We start from the raw sequence: 21326 nt of genomic DNA, 5'->3' as shown, positions 1-21326 counted from the left end.
CGCAGGCCGTGGGCGGCGAGCGCGCTCGCCGCGCCCTCGGCGCGGTCGGTGGCGGCCACGTACTCCCGGTCGCCGCTGATGTGGGCGATGTGCCGGCGCCCGATCTCCAGCAGGTGCTCCGCGGCCATCACACCCGCTTCGACGTTGTCGGGGACGAGCGAGACATCGCGGAGGTCGTCGGACGGCGCGTAGGCGTACACGACGGGCACCGGCAGGTCCTGGCCGAGCGACGGGCGCGGGTCGGTGCGGCTGCCGACGACGATCAGCCCGTCCACCCGCCGCGACAGCAGCGTCGTGAGGTGGTGCTGTTCGCGCAGTGCGTCACCGCGGGCGTCGCACAGCAGAACCGACATGCGACCGGCGCCGAAGGCGTCCTCCGCGCCCATGAGCACGGGGATGCCGAAGCGGCCTTCGAGGTCGCTCGTGATCAGGCCGACCGTGCCGCTGCGTGCGGCCGTCAGACCGCGGGCCATCGGGTTCGGGGTGAACGACAGCTGGGCCGCCGCCTCGATCACCCGGATGCGGGTCTGCTCACGCACCTGGTGGCGGCCGCTGAGCGCCTTGGAGGCCGTCGCGACGGACACGCCCGCGAGCCGCGCCACGTCACTCAGGGTGGACGCGCGCCGGCGCGGTGACTGCGACGACGTGTTCACGGCTTCCTTCCGACGTCCTGCAGCGAGTTCTACCCCCGCACGGCTTGACGGGGGCGCGAGCCCCACCCTACAGTCCGAAACCGCTTTCGACACATCTGACGCACGTCTCATACAACGAGGTCAGAACGGCGAAAGCGATTTTCGAGACGATCCCGGCGCAGCACCGTCACCGCCCACCGGAAGGACCGACATGGCCTCCCCACAGCGCACCACCCTGTCCCGGCGGACACTGCTCAGGCTCGCCGGCGGCACCGCAGCTGCGGCCGGGTTGACGGCGTGCGCCCCGAGCGCCGGCCCGGTGGGCGGGGGCGGAGGCGGCGGCAACCGGATCACGGTCGGCGTGGAGTCCGGCAGCCCGCACGAGACGTTCTTCTCCCAGCGGGCGGCGCAGTTCACCCAGGCGACCGGTATCCAGGTCGAGTTCCTGGGCGTCCCGCACGCCAACATGCACCAGCAGTTCCTCTCCGACGCCCTGTCCGGCGCCGGTGCCTACGACGTGCTCGCGACCGACCAGCCGTGGGTGCCCGAGTTCGCGGCGAAGGGTTTCCTGCTGCCGCTGGACGACCGGCTCGCCCCCGGCGATCGCGACGACTTCGTGCCCGGCACGCTCGAGACCGTCTCCTACGACGGCGCGCTCTACGGGCTGCCGTTCATGGTCCACAACCTGGTGCTCTACTACCGCACCGACCTGTTCGAGGCGGCCGGGATCAGCGCTCCGCCGACCACCTGGGACGAGTACCGCGAGTACGCCCGCCGGCTCACCGACCCGGCCGCCGGGGTCTGGGGCACGCTCGTGCCGGGCAAGCAGGACGGCGAGGTCGCGACGAGGATCCACAGCTTCCTGCAACAGGCGGGCGGCGACGTGGTGGACGCCACCGGCGCCGCCTCCTTCGACTCCGAGCCGGCCAGGGCGGCCTTCGCCCTCATGACCGGCATCCAGTTCGACGACCACAGCAGCCCGGACGGACTGCACGACCTCACGACGATGCAGGGCCTCTTCCTGCAGGGGAAGGTCGCGATGGCTCCCGTGTGGCCGTACCTGTACTCGCTCGGGCAGGACCCGGCGCAGTCCCAGGTCGCCGGCCGCTTCGCGGTCGCGCTGCACCCCGGTGAGCACCAGGGCGCGACGACCTACTCGTGGGGCTTCGGGATCTCCGCGGCGTCGCGCAACGCGGACGCTGCGTGGAGGTTCGTGCAGTGGGCGACGAACACCGAACAGCTCACCGGCTACGGGAAGGACCAGGTGAACCCGGTCCCGCGCGCGTCGGCCGTGGAGGCACTCACCGCGGACGGCGAGATCGACGAGGCGGGCAGGCGCGCCATCGCCACGTTCTCCGAGTCGGTGGAGCGCTCGACGACCATCCCGATGGTGCCCGCCTACCCGCAGCTGCAGAACGACATGGCCGTGGCGGCGTCCGCGGTGATGGCGCGGTCGAAGACCGTGGACCAGGCGCTCGCCGACGCGCAGGCGAGCATGACCCAGGCGTTGCGGAGCTCGTGATGGCACGTACCGACACCGCGCCCCCGCCCGGCACCGCGCAGCAGACCGCACCCGTTGCGGCCGTCCCGCGAGGCCACCGGACCTCCGGGGACCGGCGGCGCGCCCGCACGGGCGTCCTGCTGACGCTGCCCGCCCTCCTCGTGCTCGCGGTGACCGTTCTCTACCCGATCCTGTGGACCGTGTCGCTGAGCCTGCAGTCGTTCAGCCTCGCCGTCGGCGCGGAGCCGCCGCGCTTCGTCGGGCTGGAGAACTACCAGCGGATCCTCGGCTCCGAGGCCTTCCGGGCGGCCATGGGCCACACGCTCGCCTTCGTCGCGACGTCGCTCGTGGTCGAACTGCTCATCGCCTTCCCGCTCGCGCTGGCGCTGCACCGGGCGTGGCGCGGGGCCAAGGCGATGCAGCTGGTGATCGCACTGCCGCTGATGGTCGCCCCGGTCGTCGCCTCGATGGCGTTCCAGTTCCTGTTCTCCGACGGGTACGGGCTGATCAACCACACGCTGAGCCTGGTCGGGATCTCGCCGCCGTCGTGGTTCGCCGACGTGTGGCTCGCCCGGACCACCGTCCTCGTGACGAACCTGTGGCTGGCCGTCCCGTTCGACGTGCTCGTGCTGCTCGCGGGGCTCGCGGCGGTGCCGGCCGAGCCGCTCGAGGCGGCCACGATGGACGGCGCGAACCGCTGGCAGGCGTTCCGCCACATCGTGCTGCCGATGCTGCGGCCCGCCGTGCTGATCATCCTGGTGATCCGGCTCGCCGACGCCTTCCGCGTGTTCGACGCCGTGTACGTCCTGACCGGCGGCGGGCCGGGCGGCTCCACCGAGGTGATGAGCACCTACCTCTACCGGCAGCTGTTCACGGTCGTCGACTTCGCCGGCGGATCGGCCGCCTCGATCCTGTTCGTCCTCGTCATGGCCATCAGCGCGGCGGCGGTGTTCGTCCTGCTCCGGCCGCGCAAGGAGGCCTAGAGATGGCTGTCACGACCGCGCCCGGCCCGGGCGCCGCCCGGCTCCGGGCCGCCGCGGGCACCGGCGCCTTCTGGGTCGCGATGGCCGCGACGGCCGTCGTGGTCCTGGTGCCGATCCTGTGGGTCTTCACCACCGCCGTGAAGCCCACCCCGGACCTCTTCGCGATCCCGCCGTCGTTCCTGCCGCGCACCGTGACCGGCGAGCACTTCCAGGGCGCGCTGTCGAGCGGCGAGGTGCTGAGCTTCCTGCGCAACAGCCTCGTCGCGGCCGGCGGCGCGACGGTGCTGTCCCTCGTGCTCGCCGTGCCCGCGGCGTTCGGGTTCGCCCGGTTCCGCTACCGGTTCAGCACGGTGCTGCTCGGCGCCGCGGTCCTGACGCGCATGTTCCCGCCGATCGCGCTGGCGCTGCCCTACTTCCTGCAGCTGCGCGCGGTGAACCTGATCGACAGCCCGATCGGGCTCGCCATCGCGTACGTGCCGATCGTGCTCCCGTTGATGATCTGGATGCTGGAGGGCTTCTTCCGCGACTTCCCGGAGGAGGTCGTCGAGGCGGCCCGCCTCGACGGCATCGGAACGTTCGGGTTGCTCACCCGGATCGTCGTGCCGATGTCGCGGCCCGCCGTCGCGGTGGCGACGCTCTTCGGGTTCCTCGCCGCGTGGAACGAGTTCGTCATCGCGCTGACCGTGACCCGCACCCCCGCCGCGCAGACGATGCCGGTCGGTATCGCGTCGTCGATCACGCAGTTCCAGACGTCCTGGGGTCCGATGACCGCCACCGCCGCGGTCTACCTGCTCCCGGTGCTCGCCCTGACCGTGATCGCCCAGCGCGGCATCGTCAGCGGCCTGACCGTGGGCGCCACCAAGGGCTGACCCGCACCCGCCCGACCGAACGATCACGAGGAGCACGACGAGTGGTGATGGAACTGCGCCCTGCCCAGAACGAGGGCGGGACCGGGATCGCGTGGCACCTGCTCACGTCGGAGGGGACCGAGCCGGCGCTGGCGTGCGCGACTCCCGTGACCGTCGAGGCCGTGGGCCCCGACGGGCGGACGGTGAACGGGGAGCGGGTCGAGCGGCCGTACCGCGAGTTCGCCGACGGCGTCGGCACGGCCGAGGTGGAGGTGCCCGGCTGCGGCCGCTACGCGGTGCGCGACACGTGGACGCCGGGCCCGTCGGATTCCTGGAGGGTGGAGCGCCGGCTGGAGGTGCTCGACGCCCCGGCCGGCGCGGGGGTCCGGCTGCTGCTGGAGGTGGCGCCGGTCCTCACGGGCGCGGCGCGTTTCGACGACCTGCGCCTGTTCGCCCCGGCCGCGCTCTACGACCTCAACGACCTCGACGGCGACGGGGTGGAGGACTTCCTCGACACGCGCACGCTGATCTTCCGCGACGACCGGCTCGACGCGCTCACCGTGCTCGGCTACTCCGACGCCCGCGGCGTCGGGTTCGCGCTGTCGCGCTGCGCGGCGCCCGGATTCGACTCGAGGCCGGAGCGCGAGCCCGGCGAGGTGGCGTTCCTGCAGCGCACGGACGTCGGCAGCTTGGGGGTGCGCCCGGACGACGAGGGCGGCGCCCGGCTCGTCGCCGCGTACCCGTTCGTCGAGCGCGACCGCAGCCACGCCCTGCTCGCCCGGGAGCGCAGCCCGTGGGGCGCGTTCTGGCCCGCCGAGCCGGGCGCGGTGCTGACCGTCGCCTACGACGTGCGGCCCGTGACCGGTGACTCGCCCGTCGACGCCCTCTGGCGGCTGTGGTCCCAGCGCCTCGGCGAGCTCGCGCCGCGGCCCGTCGAGCTCACGACCGGGCTCGACGAGCTGACGCGCCTGCGCGTCGACGCGCTGGAGGCCTACTACCGGGAGAACCCGGGCCCGGAGCCGGTCGCGGCCGGGTTCGTGACGAACTGCCACCCGCAGGACGGGAAGCAGCTGAGCAACGTCATCCAGTACGGGTTCACCGGCCAGAACGTGCTGAACGCGCTGCACCTGCTGCGGGCCGGCGACCGCGAGGGCGCCTCGGACCGGCGGGCGAAGGCGGTCAAGGTGATCGACTTCTTCGTCCACACGATGGCCGCTCCGGGCACCGGAACGGGCCTGTCGCACACGCTCTACGACCTCGACCGGTCCCGTCCGGGCAACTGGTGGACCGGGTTGCTGCTGCCGCTGGCCTACGCCGAGGGGGAGCAGCTCGAACGGCTCATGGGCCCGGTGTACGAGCACATGCGCGAGGTCGTCGAGGCGCTGCGCCCGCTGGAGGGTGCCTACCTGCGGTGCATGGCCGAGGAGTACGACGCGCTGCTGCGCGCCGACGCCTACGAGCGCGACCGCGGCAACGACCGCCCGGAGTGGCGCGCCGCCGCGACGGCGTTCGGCGAGTTCCTCCTCTCGGCGCAGGAGGAGGACGGGGCGTGGCGCCGGGCGTACACGTTCGACGGCGTCCCGATCACGACGCCGGAGCGCTGGTTCGGCGAGACCCCGGAGCAGCAGAAGTCGCCGACCGCCGCGGTCGTCCCGCTCCTGCTGCGGCTGCACCGCCTGACCGGCGACGCCCGCTACCTCGACGCGGCCGTGCGCGCGGGCCGGTTCGTGAAGCAGCACCACGTCGACGGGCTGAAGTTCAACGGCGGCATCCACGACAGCATCTACGCGCGGGCGCAGCTCGTGGACAGCGAGGGGATCCTCTTCCCGCTGCGCGCGCTGCTGGAGCTGCACAAGGTTACGGAGGAGCGGGAGTTCCTCGACGGCGCCGAGACGGCCGCGCGCCTGCTCGCCACCTGGATCTTCCTGTGGGACGTGCCGCTGCCACCGGACAGCACGCTCGCCCGGTACGGGTTCCGCACCACCGGCTGGAGCGGCTGCGACACGTGCGGGGCCGGCTACATCCACCCCTACGAGGTGGACGCCGCACCCGACCTGCTGGAGGTGGCGCTGCTCGTCGGCGACCCGGTGCTCGCCGAGATCGCGGAGCTGGTGCTCGTCGGGTCCAACGAGACGGTCTCCGTCGAGGCGGGCGACTGGGGTTACGCCCTGCCCGGCCTGCAGGAGGAGGGACTGCTGGTGAGCTGGTGGCTGATCGACGACCCGATGTTCGCCGGCACCGGGTTCGGCGGCCGCGGCAAGGGCGAGGGCAACAAGACCTGCCTCCCGTGGATCTCCGCCGTCGCGATCCAGGCGCACACCGAGATGATCGCGCGCTTCGGCACGACCGACGTCGCCGCGGTGCGGAAGCGGGCCGGGCTGTGACGGGGACGACGGCTCGCGCGGGCGCACGGCCGGTCGCACCCGCGCGGGGACGGCTGCGGCCGCTCGCGCAGGGCGAGGTCGAGATCACCGGCGGCTTCTGGGGGCAGCGGCAGGAGGTGAACGCCACCGCGACCCTGGAGCACTGCCAGGAGTGGATGGAGCGCGTCGGCTGGATCGGCAACTTCCGCGCCGCGGTCGAGGGCCGTGTCGCGACCGACCGGCGGGGCCGCGAGTTCTCCGACTCCGACGTCTACAAGCTCGTGGAGGCGATGGCCTGGGAGGTCGGGCGCACCGGCGACCCGGCCGTCGACGAGCGGCTGCGTGACCTCGTCGCCACCATCGCCGCCGCGCAGGAGGACGACGGCTACCTCGGCACGAAGTTCGGCCGCCCCGGCCAGGGCCCGCGGTGGAGCGACCCGGAGTGGGGCCACGAGCTGTACTGCATCGGTCACCTGGTGCAGGCGGCCGTCGCCCGGGCCCGGACCAGTGACGACACCGCGCTCCTCGACATCGCCCGCCGGGCCGCCGACCACGTCTGCGAGGTGTTCGGCCCCGGCGGCGCCCCCGGGATCGACGGGCACCCGGAGATCGAGCCCGCCCTCGTCGAGCTCGCGCGGCTGAGCGGGGAGCAGCGCTACCTGGAGATGGCCGCCGAGTTCGTCGAGCGGCGCGGCCACCAGCGGCTCGCCGACATCGAGTTCGGGCGCGCCTACTTCCAGGACGACGTTCCCGTGCGCGAGGCGACGGTGCTGCGCGGGCATGCCGTCCGCGCCCTCTACCTGGCCGCCGGGGCCGTCGACGTCGCGGTCGAGACGGGGGATCCCGACCTGCTGGCCGCGATCGAACGGCAGTGGGAGGCCACGGTCGCCCGCCGGACCTACCTCACCGGCGGCATGGGCTCGCACCACCAGGACGAGTCGTTCGGCGACGACCACGTCCTCCCGCCCGACCGCGCCTACTGCGAGACCTGCGCCGGGGTGGCGTCGGTGATGCTGTCCTGGCGGCTGCTGCTCGCCACCGGGAACCCCCGCTACGCCGACCTCGCGGAGCGGACGCTCTTCAACGTCGTCGCGACCTCACCCGCCCCCGACGGCCGGGCGTTCTACTACGTCAACACGCTGCACCAGCGTCGGCCCGGCGTCGCGGCGCCACTCGACCGGGAGACGCCACGGGCGGGCAGCAGCCTGCGCGCGCCGTGGTTCTCGGTCTCCTGCTGCCCGACGAACGTCGCCCGCACGCTCGCGAGCCTCGACACCTACCTGGCCACCGTGGACGACGACGGGTTGCAGCTGCACCAGTACGCCGACGCGCGGATCTCGACGAGGTTGCCCGACGGGCGCCCCGTCGGGGTCGAGGTGGCCACGACTTACCCGGACGGCGGACGGGTCACGGTGCGGATCGCCGAGACCGCCGACGCCCCCTGGACGCTCACGCTGCGGGTGCCCTCGTGGGGGGCGGGCGCGACCGTGACCGACGGGGACGGGCGCCGGGCCGCCGGCCCCGGCAGCGTCTCCGTGCACCGGCGGTTCGCGGTCGGCGAGGAGATCCAGCTCGATCTGCCGGTCGGGCCCCGCTTCACCGAGCCGGACCCGCGCATCGACGCGGTCCGCGGGTGCGTCGCCGTGGAGCGCGGCCCGCTCGTCCTCTGCGTGGAGTCCACCGACCTGCCCGACGGACGTCACGTGGACGACGTCCGGGTGGACCCGGACCGCCCGCCGCGCGACGACGGCGGCGTCACGGCGGCGGGCGTCCTCGTCGAACAGGCGGACGGGGAATGGCCCTACCGCCCGTCGGGGCGGCCTTCCCCGGCGGCCGAGCCCGCCGCGATCCCGCTGGCGCCCTACCACTCGTGGGCGACCCGCGGGCCCTCGACGATGCGGATCTGGCTGCCGACGGTCTGAGCCGGTCGAGGAGGGGCCGCGTCCGACGTCCGTGCCCGCGACCCGCGGCCCGCGATCGGCGACGAACGGACGGTGCGAGCCGGGGCCCGACGAGATGATCACGGTCGGCGGCGCCGCAGAACAGCTGACCGGAGGCGAGATCGAGCCCGGCGAGCATGTGCCGGACACCGCCTAGCGGGTTCACGTCGCCCGTAGTCGCGCGGATGGCCGCTGGGGGAATCAGCCTCGGCCCGGGCGGGGTCCGGGCGACCCGACAGATCAGCTCGCGAGCGTGGGGGCCGGTTCTAGGAGGACGGCCCCCGCATCATCTTGGTCCAGCGCCGAGAACGCCGTTCCCTGCTCACCGATGCCACCCGCGTCGTGATCACCGTCGTCTACCTGCGGCAGATCTGCTCGCAGAACGTCTTGTCCGAGATGCTCGAGGTGAACCCGAATTCGATCGGCCAGGCCATCGCCGAAACCCGGCAGCTACTCAACCAGCATGGGCTCGGCGTCTCGCCAACCACGCTGCGTTTCACAACCCCGAACGCCCTCACCGACTTCCTCGACCGCGGCGTCACGCCCACGCGGCCGAGGGTGCCCAGGGTGCTGTCCGACCCCGCCCTGACCGGCATGACCCGGCCCGACCTGGTCCAGATGATCGAACGGCTAGCCGCCCACCAAGCGGCCCAGGTCGAGCGGCGCCGCTACCGCCGCCGCGGCGCAGAACGACTGCCCGGAGCCCGCGGCGGCGTCTTCCTGCAGAAGATCACCGACCCGGAACGGATCCTGGCGACCGTGCTCTACCAGCGCGGACTCTGCACCAGACAGGTCCTCGCAGAACTGTTCGACGTCCGCCCCCGCACGATCGGCACGGCGTTGCTCGAGGTCCGCCCGCTCCTGGAAGACGACGGATACGTGCCGACGCCGGTAGCCGGACCCCGATTCTCCACCGCGGCCGCCCTCCTCGCCTCCGTGCTGGGAACCAGCGCACCGGACACCGAACAACCGCCATGTTGATCTTTTACCGCCTCCACAAGATCGCCAACGTCCTGGGCGCCATGCCCAAGACCGCGCATCCGGGGGCGAAGAAGGCACTCGCCGAGATCTGGAACGCCGAGGACCGCCGCCACGCCCATGACGCTGTCCGGGCGTTCGAAGCCGCCTACGGGGCCAAGTTCGGCAAGGCGGCCGCGAAGATCACCGACGATGTTGAGGTGCTGCTGGCGTTCTACGACTTCCCCGCCGAGCACTGGATCCACCTGCGCACCACGAACCCGATCGTCCACGTTCGCCACCGCACGAAGATCACCCGCGGGCCCGGCTCACGCGCGGCCGGGCTGGCGATGGCGTTCAAACTCATCGAGTCCGCACAGGGCCGCTGGCGCGCGGTCAACGGCCCGCACCTGGTCGCGCTCGTCCGTGCCGGCGCCACGTTCGTCAACGGCACCCTCGTCGAGCGACCCGACGACCACCATCAACCGGAAGCCGCCTAAAGATCTTCATCCACAGGTCTTGGCTATTGCTCGCAGGCCGTTGGTTCGCTCAGACGACCAGCCTCTGATGGACGCCGTAGCGCCTGGCCGTGCTGAGTAGTTCTTGGTGGATGGCGGGCGGGAGCCAGATGCCGGCACGGGCGCGGTGGCTGGCCCTGCGGTCCTCCACGTCACCGGGCATCAGCACCTCGGTGAAGCCTTCGGCTGGGGCGCTGTCCCGGGTCTCATGCTCCCGCACGTGCATGCGGTCGAGGAACTCCTCCATCGGTGTCATGGCCGCAATGTCGAGCGCGGCGAAAAAGTGGCCGAGCCGCTGCGGCTCGGGGTCGGCGTACATCCGGGGCATGTGCGCGCCGAACCGCGCGCCGGTCAGCACACCAGTGAGTATGTCGATCATCATGGCCAGCCCGGAGCCTTTCGGGCCTGCCATCGGTAGCAGCACCCCGTCCCATGCCTGCTGCGCGTCTGTGGTGGGTGCACCGTCCGCGGTGAGGGCCCATCCCTCGGGGATCGGCTCGCCGTTCTTCGCCGCGAGCAGGATCTTCCCGCGCGCCTGGGAGCTGGTCGCCATGTCGAGGACCACGGGAGCGCCGGACCGGGTGGGCGCGCCCATCGCGATCGGGTTGGTGCCCAGCGAGGGTTCGCGGGAACCGAACGGCGCCATCACCGGGGAGCCGTTCGTAGCCGCGATACCAACCATGCCGGCTTCCGCGATACGGGAGACCCAGTACCGGCCGGTGCCGTTGTGGTTGGAGTTGCGGACTCCGACCCAGGCACTGCCGTGCTCGCGAGCCTTGCCGATCGCCAGCTCCACCGCGCGCGCCGACGCCACCTGGCCCCAGCCGTTGCCGGCGTCCAGGAGCGCCGTCGTGGGCGTTTCGCTGACGATCTCCAGCCGCGTCCTCCGCTCGATCAGGCCGTCATCCAGCCGGCCCAGGTAGTCGCTGATGCGGGACACGCCGTGCGATCCCATGCCGCAGAGATCGGCGGCCACGAGGGATTCGGCAACCACGACGGCCTCGGTCTGCGGCAGCCCGGCCGCGACGAGCACCCGGCTGCAGAACGCCACGAGCCGGTGCGGGTCCACAGTGACGCTCTTCTGGTCTTCCACGGAGATCCTCAGGGTTTTCGGAACGGGGTGGGAGGAGACCGAGCAGATGCGCGAGTTGTGTGCTCGGCGACGAATCGTCATACCCGGGTCGCGGGTCGGTCTCGCCGCCACTGCTCGAACTCGGCCAACGTGGCCTCGTTCGGCGGGTAGAGGCCGTGGATGTCGCCTCCCGCGTCGACCTTCGCGAGGATGAACTCCTCCAGGACCTCCTGCTCGTACGCGTCGTGGGCCACCTCCTCGGCCATTGCCGCCGGGATGACGACCACCCCCTCAGAATCACCGACCAGCACGTCGCCGGGCATGACGAGAACGCCGGCGCAGCCGATGGGCACGTTCATGTCGACCGGGTGGTGTATGACGGAGGACGTGGTGGCGTGGGCCGCGCGCACGTAGGTCGAGATCGGCAGCTCGGAGAACCCGCCCAGGTCGCGAAGGGCGCCGTCGGTGACGATCCCGGCCGCGCCGCGCCGGGTGATTCGCGTGGCGAGGATGTGGCCGAGCGAGGCGGAGCGGGTCTCGCCACGGGCGTCGATGACCAGCACCTCGTCGGGGCCGATCGCCTCGACGGCGAGCCGCTGCACGTCGGTGCTGTTGTCGTAGTGGACAGCGGAGCCGCGGTCCTCCCGTGCCGGCGCGTAGCGCAGGGTGAACGCGTAGCCCACCATTCGCAGGTCCGGGCGCAGCACCTGCAGGCCGCCGAGGAAGGTGTTGCGTAGACCGCGCTTGAGCAGCTGTGTGGTGAGTGTGGCCGTCGACGTGCCCTTCAGACGTCGGGTCGCCTCCGCGCTGAGGGTGTGCGGACGGGTGGGGTGCTTCTCCACAGGAGTTCTCCGGTACGGGTAGAGGATGTGACGGGGATCAGTCCGCGAGCAGGCCGGGCAGCCACATCACCCAGCTGGGGAAGACGACGGCCAGGATCACGACGGCGATCATCGCGGCCATGAACGGCACGCAGCCGCGGGCGACTTCGATGACGTTCGTGCGGCCGATGCCGGCGGTGATGAACAGGACCATCCCGACCGGCGGTGTGACGAGGCCGATCATCAGCACCAGCACCATGACGAGGCCGAAGTGCACCGGGTCCACCCCGAGCGCGGTGACCACCGGCAGCAGCACCGGCGTCAGGATGATGATCAGTGGTGTCGCCTCGATGAACAGGCCGAGGAACAGCAGCAACAGGGAGATGAGCAGCAGCACGACGGTCGGGCTGTCGGTCATGGCGCCGATCACGGTCGCAAGCTGCGCCGCGACCTGCGAGTAGGTCATCAGCCAGGCGAACAGGCCCGCTGCGCCGATCGCGAAGAGGATGACCGCCGAGTTCTTCGCGGAGGTGAGCAGGATGCCGGGCAGCTGTCGGACGTCTAGCTCCCGGTAGATCGCGATGGACACGACGAGGGCATACAGCACTGCGACGCCGGCTGCCTCCGTCGCGGTGAAGACGCCGGAGAGGATCCCGCCGAGGATGATCACTGGCATCACCAGCGCGAAGAACGCGTCCCGGAAGGCCTGGGCCCGCTCACGCCACGACCGGCGCCGCTCTTTCGGAAACCCGTTCCTACGGGCCAGCATCGCGATGACGACCATGAAGAAGAGCGCCATCGCGATGCCCGGCACCGCGCCCGCCGCGAACATCTGGCTGACCGAGACCCCGGCGAGGGTCGCGTAGAGGATGAACGGAATGCTCGGTGGAATCACCGGGCCGACCGTGCTGGACGCGGCGACGACCGCGGTCGAGAACCGGGTCGTGTACCCGGCGCGCTGCATGGAGCGGATCAGCACCGACCCGGTACCCGCGGCATCTGCCAGAGCCGAGCCGGAGATCCCTGCCATGCCGACGTTCGTCACCACGGTGACGTAGGCCAGGCCGCCGCGGAACTGGCCGATCACGCTCTGCACGAAGGTGACGAGCCTGCCGGTGATGCCGCCGGCGTTCATCAGCTCGCCGGCCAGCAGGAACAGCGGGATGGCGAGCCAGGTGAAGTGGTTGAGGCCCTGGAAGACCCGCTGCGGCACCAGCTCGAGGGGCAGCGTACCGGTGGTGAGGATGTAGAGGATCGAGGACAGCAGCATGCTGAACCCGAGCGGGACGCCGAGCAGGAGCAGCACCAGGAAGCCGACGAGGAAGACCTCGATCATGACGCAGCACCCTCCTGCCGAGCCGGGGACGCGGCGCCGGGTTCGTCGCCGTCGGCGTCGGCACGCGGGTAGTCGTTCCAGTGGGCGACCCGGTCGATCAGCTGCGGAACGAGGTAGCACGCCATCACCGCGCCGGTGACCGGCATCGCCACGTAGATCCAGGCGATGGACTGGGCGAGTGCGGGCGAGACAGTGCCCCAGGACAGCTCGGTGAAGACGATTCCGTACCAGACCAGCAGGACCGCGGTTATCAGCAGGCTTGCGGTCGTCAGGAGTCCGATCACCCGTTGCAACTGTACGGGCAACCGGACGAGCAGGACGTCGATACGCAGGTGGGCATGCTCGTGGATGGCCAGGGCGCATCCCACGAAGGTCAGGTAGACGAGCAGGTAGCGCGCGAGTTCCTCGGTCCACGGAACGGGCGAGCCCAGGACGTACCTGCTGAAGACCTGGACCGCGGTGGTGGCGACGAGCCCGATCATCACCGCGATGAGCAGCAGCTCGAGCAACCGCGCGAGTCGTCGTTGCAGCATCAGGGAAGCGCGCATCACGCTGCCTCCCGGACCCGCTCGTAGAGGCCGGACTGCCACAGCCCTTCGGTCTCCAGCCGGCGCGCGGTATCCAGGCAGATCTCCTCGAACCGTGCGATGTCGACATCGTCCACAACGGCCATCCCGTCGTCGCGCAACGCCGCCCGCGCGGTGCTCTCGATGTCCTGGACAGCGCGCTTCTCGAACGTTCCCGCGTCCAGGACCGCCTGGTGGAGCAGCTCTTGCTCGGCGGCCGACAGTTGCTGCCAAGTGCGCTCGCTGACGGCCATGAGGAAGGCTGCGTACTGGTGGTTGGTCAGGCTCACGTGGGACTGGACCTCGCTCATGGACTGGCTCTCGATGAGCTCGAGCGGATTCTCCTGGGCGTCGACGACGCCCTGTTCGAGGGCGGTGAACAGCTCGCCGAGAGCCATCGGCGTCGGGCTCGCCCCGAGCGAGCGCCACGACTCGATGTAGGTTCGTCCTTCCGGGCAGCGCAGCTTGAGACCTCTGAGGTCGGCGGGTTCCCGGACGGGCCGGTTGGCCGTGACCTGGCGGGCGCCCCGGTGCCACCAGTCGAGGATGCGGCCCCGCTTGGCCTCGAGCAGAGCCGCGGCCACCTCACGTCCGATCGGTCCGTGGAACACCGCGTCGAGGTGAGGCAGGTCGCGGATCGCGTAGTACATCTGCACGCCGGCGAACTGCGGGGCGAAGAAGCTGATCGGGCCGACACCGGTCAGGGCCATGTCGATCGAGCCGATGTGCAGGCCCTCCCACAGATCCTGTTCCCCGCCCAATAGGCCGTTTGGCTGCGGGAGGATTCGCAGCGTGTCACTGCGTTCGGCGACGAGCTCAGCCAGGCGCACTGCGCCGGCGTGACCGGGGTCGCCCTCGCTCATGATGTAGCCCAGCCGGAGGAGACGGCGGCCGTGTTCGTCGAATGTCGTCCGGGCCCCGCACGCGGCGGTGGCGAGGAGCGCAGCTCCCGCGGCCGTTCCGGTCCAGCGCAGGAGACTGCGCCGGGACAAGCGTCTGCTCATGAGCCACCCTTCGTCGTCGTTGTCGTGCAGTGGCGTTGCTCGGCCGGGGACATGCCCGTCCGCGCCGCGGGCCGCGTGAGGCCGACGGCGGGCGTGCGTGAGCCGGGCCGCGGGCCGTCGGCCGGCGCCCTGATCGGTGGTCGTAGGGGAGGAGGTCTAGCCGGTGGGCCGGGTCAGCTCGGCGTCGATCCGTTCTGCGATGTACGTGCGCACCCCGAGCAGGTGCGCGTGCATGAGGTCGCGGGCCTTGACGGGGTCGCCCCCGCGCACCGCCGTGAGGATCTCGTGGTGGTCATGCTGGTCGCGTGGGCGACCCTCGTTGTCGTAGAAGGACAGGACCGCCAGCTGCTCGAAGGAGTACAGCTCCACATACGACTCGATGGTCTGAGTCAGTACGCGGTTGCCCGACAGGGCGGCGAGCGAGCAGTGGAACCGCATGTTCAGTTCGTGCAGGGTCTCGTCGTCGCCGCTGAGGTGCTGCTGGGCTTGGCGCAGCAGGCCTTCGAGGGCGGCCACGGGCGTGCGATCGTGGGTGGCGGCCGCGAGTCCGGCCAGATGCGGCTCGATGAGCAGGCGCGCGTCGAGGAGATCGAGCACAGTTGCTGCCTCGATCTCGCCGTAGCCCCGGTTCGCCATGACCATGCGCTCGCGTCCGTTGCGGACGTAGATCCCGGAGCCGTGCCGGATCTCGACCGCTCCGTTCGCCTCCAGCCGTTGTAGCGCCTCGCGCATCGTCTGGGTCGCCACGTCGAACCGCTCGGCGAGGGCCTTCATGGACGGCAGCCGGTCGCCCGGCTGCAGCCCGTCGTGCTCGATGAGCCGAAGGGTGTGCCTGCTCAGGGCCTCCACCAGGCCTGTCCGGGGGATCGCCACATGTCCTCCAGTCATCCAATGACTTGACGATGATGGAACACGGGGAACATTCCCGTCAAGGTGGGGCAGCTTTCCGCAGCTGTTCTTCCCGGAGCCCTCGCCCGGGGCCGGGCTGCTCGCCGCGCTGTCGACGTACGCGGTCGGGTTCCGCCCGCCCACTCGGCGGGATCGTGTTCGGCCACTACGGCGACCGGTTCGACCGCAAAGATGCTGGTCATCTCGCTGCTGACGATGGGGATCGCCATGCTGTCGATGGGCCTCGTGCCCAGCTCCGATTCGATGGGCATACTCGCCCCGGTGCCGCTCGCGGCCAGCGCCTACTCTGCTGATCCATTGCGACAACGCGTCCTGGCCGCACACTGGAGCTGGCCGGCGAGGACATCCGGGTTGACACGCTCTGCCCGGGCTCCTGCGACGCCGATCTGCAGCGCGAGAAGTGGCGCCGGCTCGGGGTCGGGCCGGCGCGACAGATCAACAGCGACCGGCGTAGTTCCGCACCGGGATCCCGATGGGCCGCCTCATCACGTCGGAGGACTCGCCGACGTCAGTCGCCGCGGCCGAGCGGTCTGCGCTGTTCGACCTCGCCCGCGACCTCCAGTCCGGGAACGTCGGCCGGCCACCCCGGCGCGGCGGATCGTTCTCCCCGTACCTGCTGCAGGTTGGCGGCGTTGAGCCCAGTAGCCCACCCCCTGACTACCAGGTTGGTACCGGAGGACCTCGACGAGGAGCCCTCGTCGCGCTCGTCACCCGCGACTCGATGATCGGCATCGGGGCGTTGCCAGCGTCGTGAACGGGTACCGACAGGATGCCACCGAGTTCGGCGACGCCCACCGCCGAGTCGAGGCACTGGTCTGCGACTTGCCCGGCGGCGACGGCCTGTCCATTGCCGAGCCGTGAGAGCTGCGAACGTTCGCGATGGCGTCGACCTACCACAACGGCCAGTACGAGTGGAGAGAGTTCCAGCTTTCGCCGATCGACTCGATGGCGGACTCGCAGGGGGAGGTCGCCGTCGACCCGGCTGCTCAGCGGCCGTCGACGATCAGGTCCGCGAAGAGCTGGGTGAACCGCTCGGCGTCCACGTCCACGGCGACGTTCATATTGGGCGCCTTCTTCTTCGGGATGGTGCGAAGGACGTCGTGGCGGATGAGCAGGTCACGCGGCACGAGCGTGGGCGCGTACTCCGTGGCCACGTGGAGGCGCGCCGAGGTGATGAGGCCGGGGTCCGCCGCGACGGCGACGGTCAGCGGGTCGTGCAGCCAGATGCCGGTGAACTCGGTCGGGATGCCGACGCTGAGATAGATCAGCCGCTCCTGCTCCGGCCACGGCTTGAGGATCCGCGACACCATCTGCGCGGACTTGCTGCTGGCCTCCTCCATCGCCTCGATGTGCCGCTGCGCCATGGGCACCCGGAGGGTGACGTCGATCGGCACGAGGGTGATGTTCGCGCCCGAGTTCATCACGATCTTCGCGGCGACCGGGTCGTTGTTGAGGTTGTACTCCTCGATGGGGGAGCGGGTGATCCCCTTCTCGTCGACGACCGGGACGATCACGCCGCCCATGATGATCAGGTGCTTGAGGTTCGTGACGAACGTGGGGTCCTGGCGGATCGCCGCCGCCACATTGGTCACCGCGCCCAGCGTGCAGATCGTGATCTCGCCGGGGTTCTCCCGGACCATCCGGACGAGGAAGTCCACGGCCGACCCGGGCTCCGGCTGCTTCTCCGGCCGCCCGTCGTCGAAGATGCCCTGGCCCTCAAAGCCGAACATCAGCGCCTCGGCCTCACCGAGCGGATCGCCGATACCCGCGTAGACCGGCACGTCGGGCATGCCGACGAACTCCAGGATCTTGCACGCGATCTCGGCCCGCAGCGCGGTGTCGCCGTAGCACGTCGTCACGCCCTCGAACCGCAGCTCGGGCGAGTTCGCCGCCAGCAGCACGGCGAACGCGTCGTCGTAGTAGGTGCCGATGTCGGTGTCGATGATGAGTCGTTCCATTGCGCCTGCTCCTCCTTCTGTCATCCGGCGGGGATACCCAGCCGGGCGAGACGACCGGCGTCCATCGCGTAGGCGCCGGCCTTGCTCGTGGTGATGCCGTAGCGGTGGCAGGCCTCGGCGAGCGTGATCGCGCAGCCGCACCCGTCCAGCACCGGCACGCCGAGCTCGTCCTGCAGCCGCTTGTCCAGCGGGCCCATGCCGGCGCAGCCGAGCACGATCGCCTCCGCCCCGTCCTCGTTGACGGCGCGCCTGCTCTCCTCGACGAGGACGCGTTCGGCGTGGGCGAAGTCCTCCTCGATCTCCAGCACGGACAGCGAGGTGGCCCGGATCGAGGCGCAGCGCTGCGATATCCCGGCGAGGGCGACCATGTCGCGGAGCATCGGTATGACGCTGTCGATCACCGTCACGATCGAGAACCGGTGCGCGACCAGGCACGCCATGTGCATGGCGGCCTCGGCGATGCCGATCACCGGCGCGTCGGTGATCTGACGGGCCGCATGCAGTCCGGGGTCGCCAGCGCACGCGATGACGAACGCGTCGTAGTCGTCGCGGTGCTCGGCGATGGTCTGCAGCATCGCGGCGGCCGCGACGTGGTCCTCCGCGTACGTCTCGATCGACGGCGGGCCCCACGCGGGGTTGATCGCGGTCACCTCGGTGTCCTTCGCGGCGACCGCGCGGCAGGCCTCGCCGATCGCGGCGGTCATGCTCTCGGTGGTGTTGGGGTTGACGACGAGGATGCGCACGGAGCCTCCAGTCTTCGGCCGGTCAGTAGGCGATCTCACGCAACGTGCCGGCCAGGACGGACGCCCCGACGGCGCAGTCCTCGGCCGGGGTGTACTCCTCGGGGCAGTGCGAGCGCCCCTCGACGCTAGGTACGAAGATCATCGCGGTGGGCACGTGCGGTGCCCACATCTGGCTGTCGTGCCCGGCGCCGCTGGGCATCGGGCGCGCCGATACCCCCTGCCCCTCGGCGGCCTCCCCGATCACCTTCTGCAGCGGTTCGTCCATCGGTGCGGGCGCCACGGCCTTGGTGTCGTCGAGGGTGACCTCGAGACCGCGCCGCGTCGCGATCCGCTCGCATTCCTGACGGATCCGTCCGGCGAGCCGGTCCAGCGTCGCCTCGACGGGATGGCGCAGGTCGATGGAGAACGTGACGCGTTCGGGAACGATGTTCACCCCGCCCGGGTGCACCTGCCACGCCCCGCAGGTCGCGACCGCCGGACGGCCCTCGGCCTCGGCGAGTGCGGTCGCGGCCTGCGTCATCTCGGCGGCGCCCTGCATGGCGTCGAGCCGCAGGTCCATCGGCGTCGCCCCGGCGTGGTCCGCCCGCCCGGTCACGGTGACGTCCAACCAGCGCAGACCGGTGATCGCCGAGACGATGCCGACCTGCGTGCCCTCGTCGTACAGCACGCGGCCCTGCTCGATGTGCAGCTCGACGAACGCCTCGACGTCGGTGCGCCGTGCCGATCCGATCGCGGTCGGGTCCAGCCCGACCCGGCGCATCGCGGCGGCGAGCGTGACGCCGTCGGCGTCGCGCAGGGTGTCGGGCTCGTCCGGACCGATGGCGCCGAGCATCGCCCGCGAGCCGAAGAAGTCGGCGGCGAACCGGCTGCTCTCCTCCTCGCACAGGGCCACGAGCTCGAGCGACTTGCGCGGCCTTCCGCACGTCCGGATCAGCTCCTCGATCGCGGCGAGCCCGGTCAGGATGCCGAGGGCCCCGTCGTACTTGCCCCCGAAGCGCACGGTGTCGATGTGCGAGCCGGTGAGCACCGTCGACGCGCTCTCGGTGCCGGGGAGCCTGCCGAAGACGTTGCCCACCGCGTCGGTGCGGACCTGCAGGCCCACCTCGGTCATCCAGCGCGCGACCAGCACGCCCGCCGCGCGCCACGCGTCGTCGTAGGCGAAGCGGATCAGCCCGCCACCGGGCTGCTGCTCACCGACCCTGCCCAGCTCGGTGACGAGCTCCTCCATGCGCCGGGTCGCGACCTTCGGGAGGGGATCGGACACGGGTGTCCTCCAGACTGCTTGTTCGCTCGTTCGGTGGTGAGCCGGTCAGTCCCGGCCGAGGGAGTCGGACAGCGCGGCGCTGTCGTGGATACGCAGGGACAGCTCGAGGGTCAGCCGGTCATGCGGTGCGGACAGGCTGAGACCGGACAGCTCTTCGAGCCTGCCGAGGCGGTACTGCACGGTGTGCGGGTGCACGGACAGCGCCCGCGCGGCGGCCTTCGTCGCGCCCCCGTGGTTGAGGTACGCGCGCAATGTCGGCAGCATCGACGTGCCCCGGTCGCGGTCGTAGCGCAGCACCGCGCCGAGGGTGTCCTCGCACATCCGCAGCACGTCGGCTGCCTTCGCGCTGCGCAGGATCAGCCGGTAGGCGCCGAGGCTGCGCACGGTGTGCACCGGGATCGCGTTCCGCACCTGCCGGTGCAGCTCGGCCACGAGACGCGTTTCGGCGAGGGCGTCGGCGAACCCGGTGGCCGTGTCGATCGCGTCGGAGACCACGAAGCTGGCCTGCCACGCCGGGTCCAGGAGCGCGAACCGCAGCGTCGCCGCGCGCAGCCGTCGCTGCAGGTTCTCCTCGTCGTCCGCCCCCGCCCACACGAGGACCAGGTGATGGTCGCGCACGGTTGCGGCGAGCAGGGGCTTCCTACCGGCGTTGCCTCCGAGCTCGTGCTGGGCGCACGCGAGCAGGGCCCGCAGCTGCCGGTGGTCGACGGCCGGCTGCGCCCGGTACTGGAGGGAATTGTGCTGGAGGCGGCCGACCGCCACGAGGAACGGGCCCTGCGCGCCGCCGGGGGCGACCCCCTGCACGAGCTGCTCGAGGGTGTCCGCCTGCGCGCGGATGCGCCCCTCCTCGCGGGCGCGCTGCTCCACCAGCTCGGTCGCGGCGATGTGGGCCGCCGACGACACGGCGGCGGTGTGCACCTCGTCGGGTGCGGTGTCGCCGAACAGGGCACACAGGAAGCCCAGGATCTCCGACCCGCCGGGAATCGGCGCGACGAGCAGGACCCGCCCCGCCCCGAGATCGGCGCGCTGCGGGCTCCGGGTCGCCTCGGCCTCGTGCACCGCCGTGCCGATCACCTCGCGGTGCTCGTCGTCGATGTCGCCGACGGTCAACGCGTCGGTGGACGGCTGCGCGATGCGGACGGCGCGCAGAGAGTCGCAGAGGAAGACGCTGGCCCCGCACAGCCGGGCCAGCCGCGCGACGAGCGCGTCCGCCGACAGCCCCTCCCGGACGATGTCGGCGAGCGCCTCCTGCAGCTGGACCCGCCGTTCCAGCTGATCACGCTGCTCGCTGACGATCTGGTTCACCGTCTCCAGCCGCATCCGCGCCGCCCGCTCGGACGTGAAGAGTCGGGCGTTCACCATCGCGATCGCCGCGCCCTGCGCCAGCCCTTCGAACAGCCGCAGATCGAACTGGTTGAACACCCGCGGCGTCGAGAAGTTCTCGACGATCATCGCCCCGATCGGTCCGTCGTGGGTCAGGAGGGGTGCGACGAGCGCGCTGTGCGGGTACTCGATCCCGCCCGCCGCGGCGGCGAGCAGACGATGGCTGGCCGGGGCGAGGTCCTGCTGGGGGGCGAGCGCCTCCTGCGTCTGGTACAGCACCGATCTGCGCTCCTGGAACGCGCGTCCGGTGAGGCTCTCGCCAGGTGCCAGCTCGATCTTGTAGATGCTCGGGCCGAAGCCGATGGCGTGGCGCACCACCAGTCGCTCGCGATCGGTGTCGTAGAGCAGCAGCACGCCGGCGTCGGCGGCCGGGATGATCCGGATCGCCTCGCGCAGGATCCGGTGGGTCAGCGCGTCGGCGTCGAGCGTCGAGGCCAGCGAGCGGTTGATCTCGATGATCGCCTCGAGCCGGTCGATCCTGGTGGGCTCCTCGGCGTCGGACGGCACCCGGACATCGTGCTCCGCGGG

General features: G+C 71.2%; 16 protein-coding genes and 2 pseudogenes. 7 read left to right on the top strand and 11 right to left on the bottom strand.

What is annotated here, in order from left to right; translation table 11 throughout:
* A partial coding sequence (locus CFP66_RS44835) for a LacI family DNA-binding transcriptional regulator (protein ID WP_198962123.1) occupies window positions 1–602 on the bottom strand: 602 nt, incomplete at its 3' end.
* Window positions 603–843: 241 nt separating this feature from the next.
* Here CFP66_RS44835 and CFP66_RS44830 point away from each other — a divergent pair.
* The 7 genes and pseudogenes from CFP66_RS44830 to CFP66_RS44800 form a co-directional block, all read left to right on the top strand.
* Window positions 844–2154, top strand: a complete 1311-nt coding sequence (locus tag CFP66_RS44830) for a sugar ABC transporter substrate-binding protein (RefSeq protein WP_094931492.1) — start codon at window positions 844–846, stop codon at window positions 2152–2154.
* Complete coding sequence (locus CFP66_RS44825; protein WP_094931491.1) at window positions 2154–3116, top strand: carbohydrate ABC transporter permease; 963 nt, start codon at window positions 2154–2156, stop codon at window positions 3114–3116. The genes CFP66_RS44830 and CFP66_RS44825 overlap by 1 nt, the downstream gene beginning before the upstream one ends.
* Window positions 3117–3118: 2 nt before the next feature.
* Window positions 3119–3985, top strand: a complete 867-nt coding sequence (locus tag CFP66_RS44820) for a carbohydrate ABC transporter permease (RefSeq protein ID WP_094931490.1) — start codon at window positions 3119–3121, stop codon at window positions 3983–3985.
* A 47-nt stretch (window positions 3986–4032) separates the two neighbouring features.
* On the top strand, window positions 4033–6348 hold the full coding sequence (locus tag CFP66_RS44815) for a hypothetical protein (protein ID WP_143517615.1): 2316 nt from the start codon (window positions 4033–4035) through the stop codon (window positions 6346–6348).
* On the top strand, window positions 6345–8249 hold the full coding sequence (locus CFP66_RS44810; protein WP_094931488.1) for a glycoside hydrolase family 127 protein: 1905 nt from the start codon (window positions 6345–6347) through the stop codon (window positions 8247–8249). The genes CFP66_RS44815 and CFP66_RS44810 overlap by 4 nt, the downstream gene beginning before the upstream one ends.
* A gap of 330 nt (window positions 8250–8579) precedes the next feature.
* Window positions 8580–9248: pseudogene (locus CFP66_RS44805) on the top strand (ISAzo13 family transposase); the annotation flags it as partial.
* Between the two features lie 14 nt (window positions 9249–9262).
* A pseudogene (locus CFP66_RS44800) lies at window positions 9263–9724 on the top strand (transposase); the annotation flags it as partial.
* Between the two features lie 49 nt (window positions 9725–9773).
* Here CFP66_RS44800 and CFP66_RS44795 read toward each other — a convergent pair.
* The 10 genes from CFP66_RS44795 to CFP66_RS44740 all read right to left on the bottom strand — a co-directional run bounded on the left by CFP66_RS44795 (window position 9774) and on the right by CFP66_RS44740 (window position 21305).
* Window positions 9774–10916 carry an Ldh family oxidoreductase gene (locus CFP66_RS44795; protein WP_094931494.1) on the bottom strand — a complete coding sequence of 381 codons (1143 nt, stop codon included), beginning with the start codon at window positions 10914–10916 and terminating at the stop codon, window positions 9774–9776.
* Window positions 10913–11656 carry a ribonuclease activity regulator RraA gene (locus tag CFP66_RS44790; RefSeq protein ID WP_094931486.1) on the bottom strand — a complete coding sequence of 248 codons (744 nt, stop codon included), beginning with the start codon at window positions 11654–11656 and terminating at the stop codon, window positions 10913–10915. Before CFP66_RS44790 ends, CFP66_RS44795 begins: the two co-directional genes overlap by 4 nt.
* A 37-nt stretch (window positions 11657–11693) precedes the next feature.
* Complete coding sequence (locus tag CFP66_RS44785) at window positions 11694–12971, bottom strand: TRAP transporter large permease (RefSeq protein WP_094931485.1); 1278 nt, start codon at window positions 12969–12971, stop codon at window positions 11694–11696.
* Complete coding sequence (locus CFP66_RS44780) at window positions 12968–13519, bottom strand: TRAP transporter small permease (RefSeq protein WP_143517613.1); 552 nt, start codon at window positions 13517–13519, stop codon at window positions 12968–12970. The genes CFP66_RS44785 and CFP66_RS44780 overlap by 4 nt, the downstream gene beginning before the upstream one ends.
* Window positions 13519–14541: a TRAP transporter substrate-binding protein gene (locus CFP66_RS44775; protein ID WP_094931483.1), complete on the bottom strand. Its 1023-nt coding sequence runs from the start codon at window positions 14539–14541 to the stop codon at window positions 13519–13521. Before CFP66_RS44775 ends, CFP66_RS44780 begins: the two co-directional genes overlap by 1 nt.
* Window positions 14542–14697: 156 nt before the next feature.
* On the bottom strand, window positions 14698–15414 hold the full coding sequence (locus CFP66_RS44770; protein ID WP_233160255.1) for a FadR/GntR family transcriptional regulator: 717 nt from the start codon (window positions 15412–15414) through the stop codon (window positions 14698–14700).
* Window positions 15415–16436: 1022 nt separating this feature from the next.
* Window positions 16437–17408 (bottom strand): nucleoside hydrolase, encoded by a 972-nt coding sequence (locus CFP66_RS44755; protein WP_158228464.1) that lies wholly within the window; start codon window positions 17406–17408, stop codon window positions 16437–16439.
* Window positions 17409–17428: 20 nt separating this feature from the next.
* Entirely contained in the window at window positions 17429–18151 is a 723-nt protein-coding gene (locus tag CFP66_RS44750) for an aspartate/glutamate racemase family protein (RefSeq protein ID WP_094931480.1), read from the bottom strand.
* A gap of 22 nt (window positions 18152–18173) precedes the next feature.
* On the bottom strand, window positions 18174–19415 hold the full coding sequence (locus CFP66_RS44745; RefSeq protein WP_094931479.1) for a Zn-dependent hydrolase: 1242 nt from the start codon (window positions 19413–19415) through the stop codon (window positions 18174–18176).
* A 45-nt stretch (window positions 19416–19460) separates the two neighbouring features.
* The gene (locus CFP66_RS44740; RefSeq protein ID WP_143517612.1) at window positions 19461–21305 is read right to left on the bottom strand and encodes a helix-turn-helix domain-containing protein; all 1845 of its coding nucleotides are present in this window, start codon (window positions 21303–21305) and stop codon (window positions 19461–19463) included.
* Between the last annotated feature and the right edge of the window lie 21 nt (window positions 21306–21326).

Origin of the sequence: Pseudonocardia sp. MH-G8 (genome assembly GCF_002262885.1) — a bacterium.
GTDB lineage: Bacteria > Actinomycetota > Actinomycetes > Mycobacteriales > Pseudonocardiaceae > Pseudonocardia.
The sequence above is the reverse complement of the archived record's forward strand: the minus strand, read 5'-3'. Positions and strand labels throughout refer to the sequence as shown.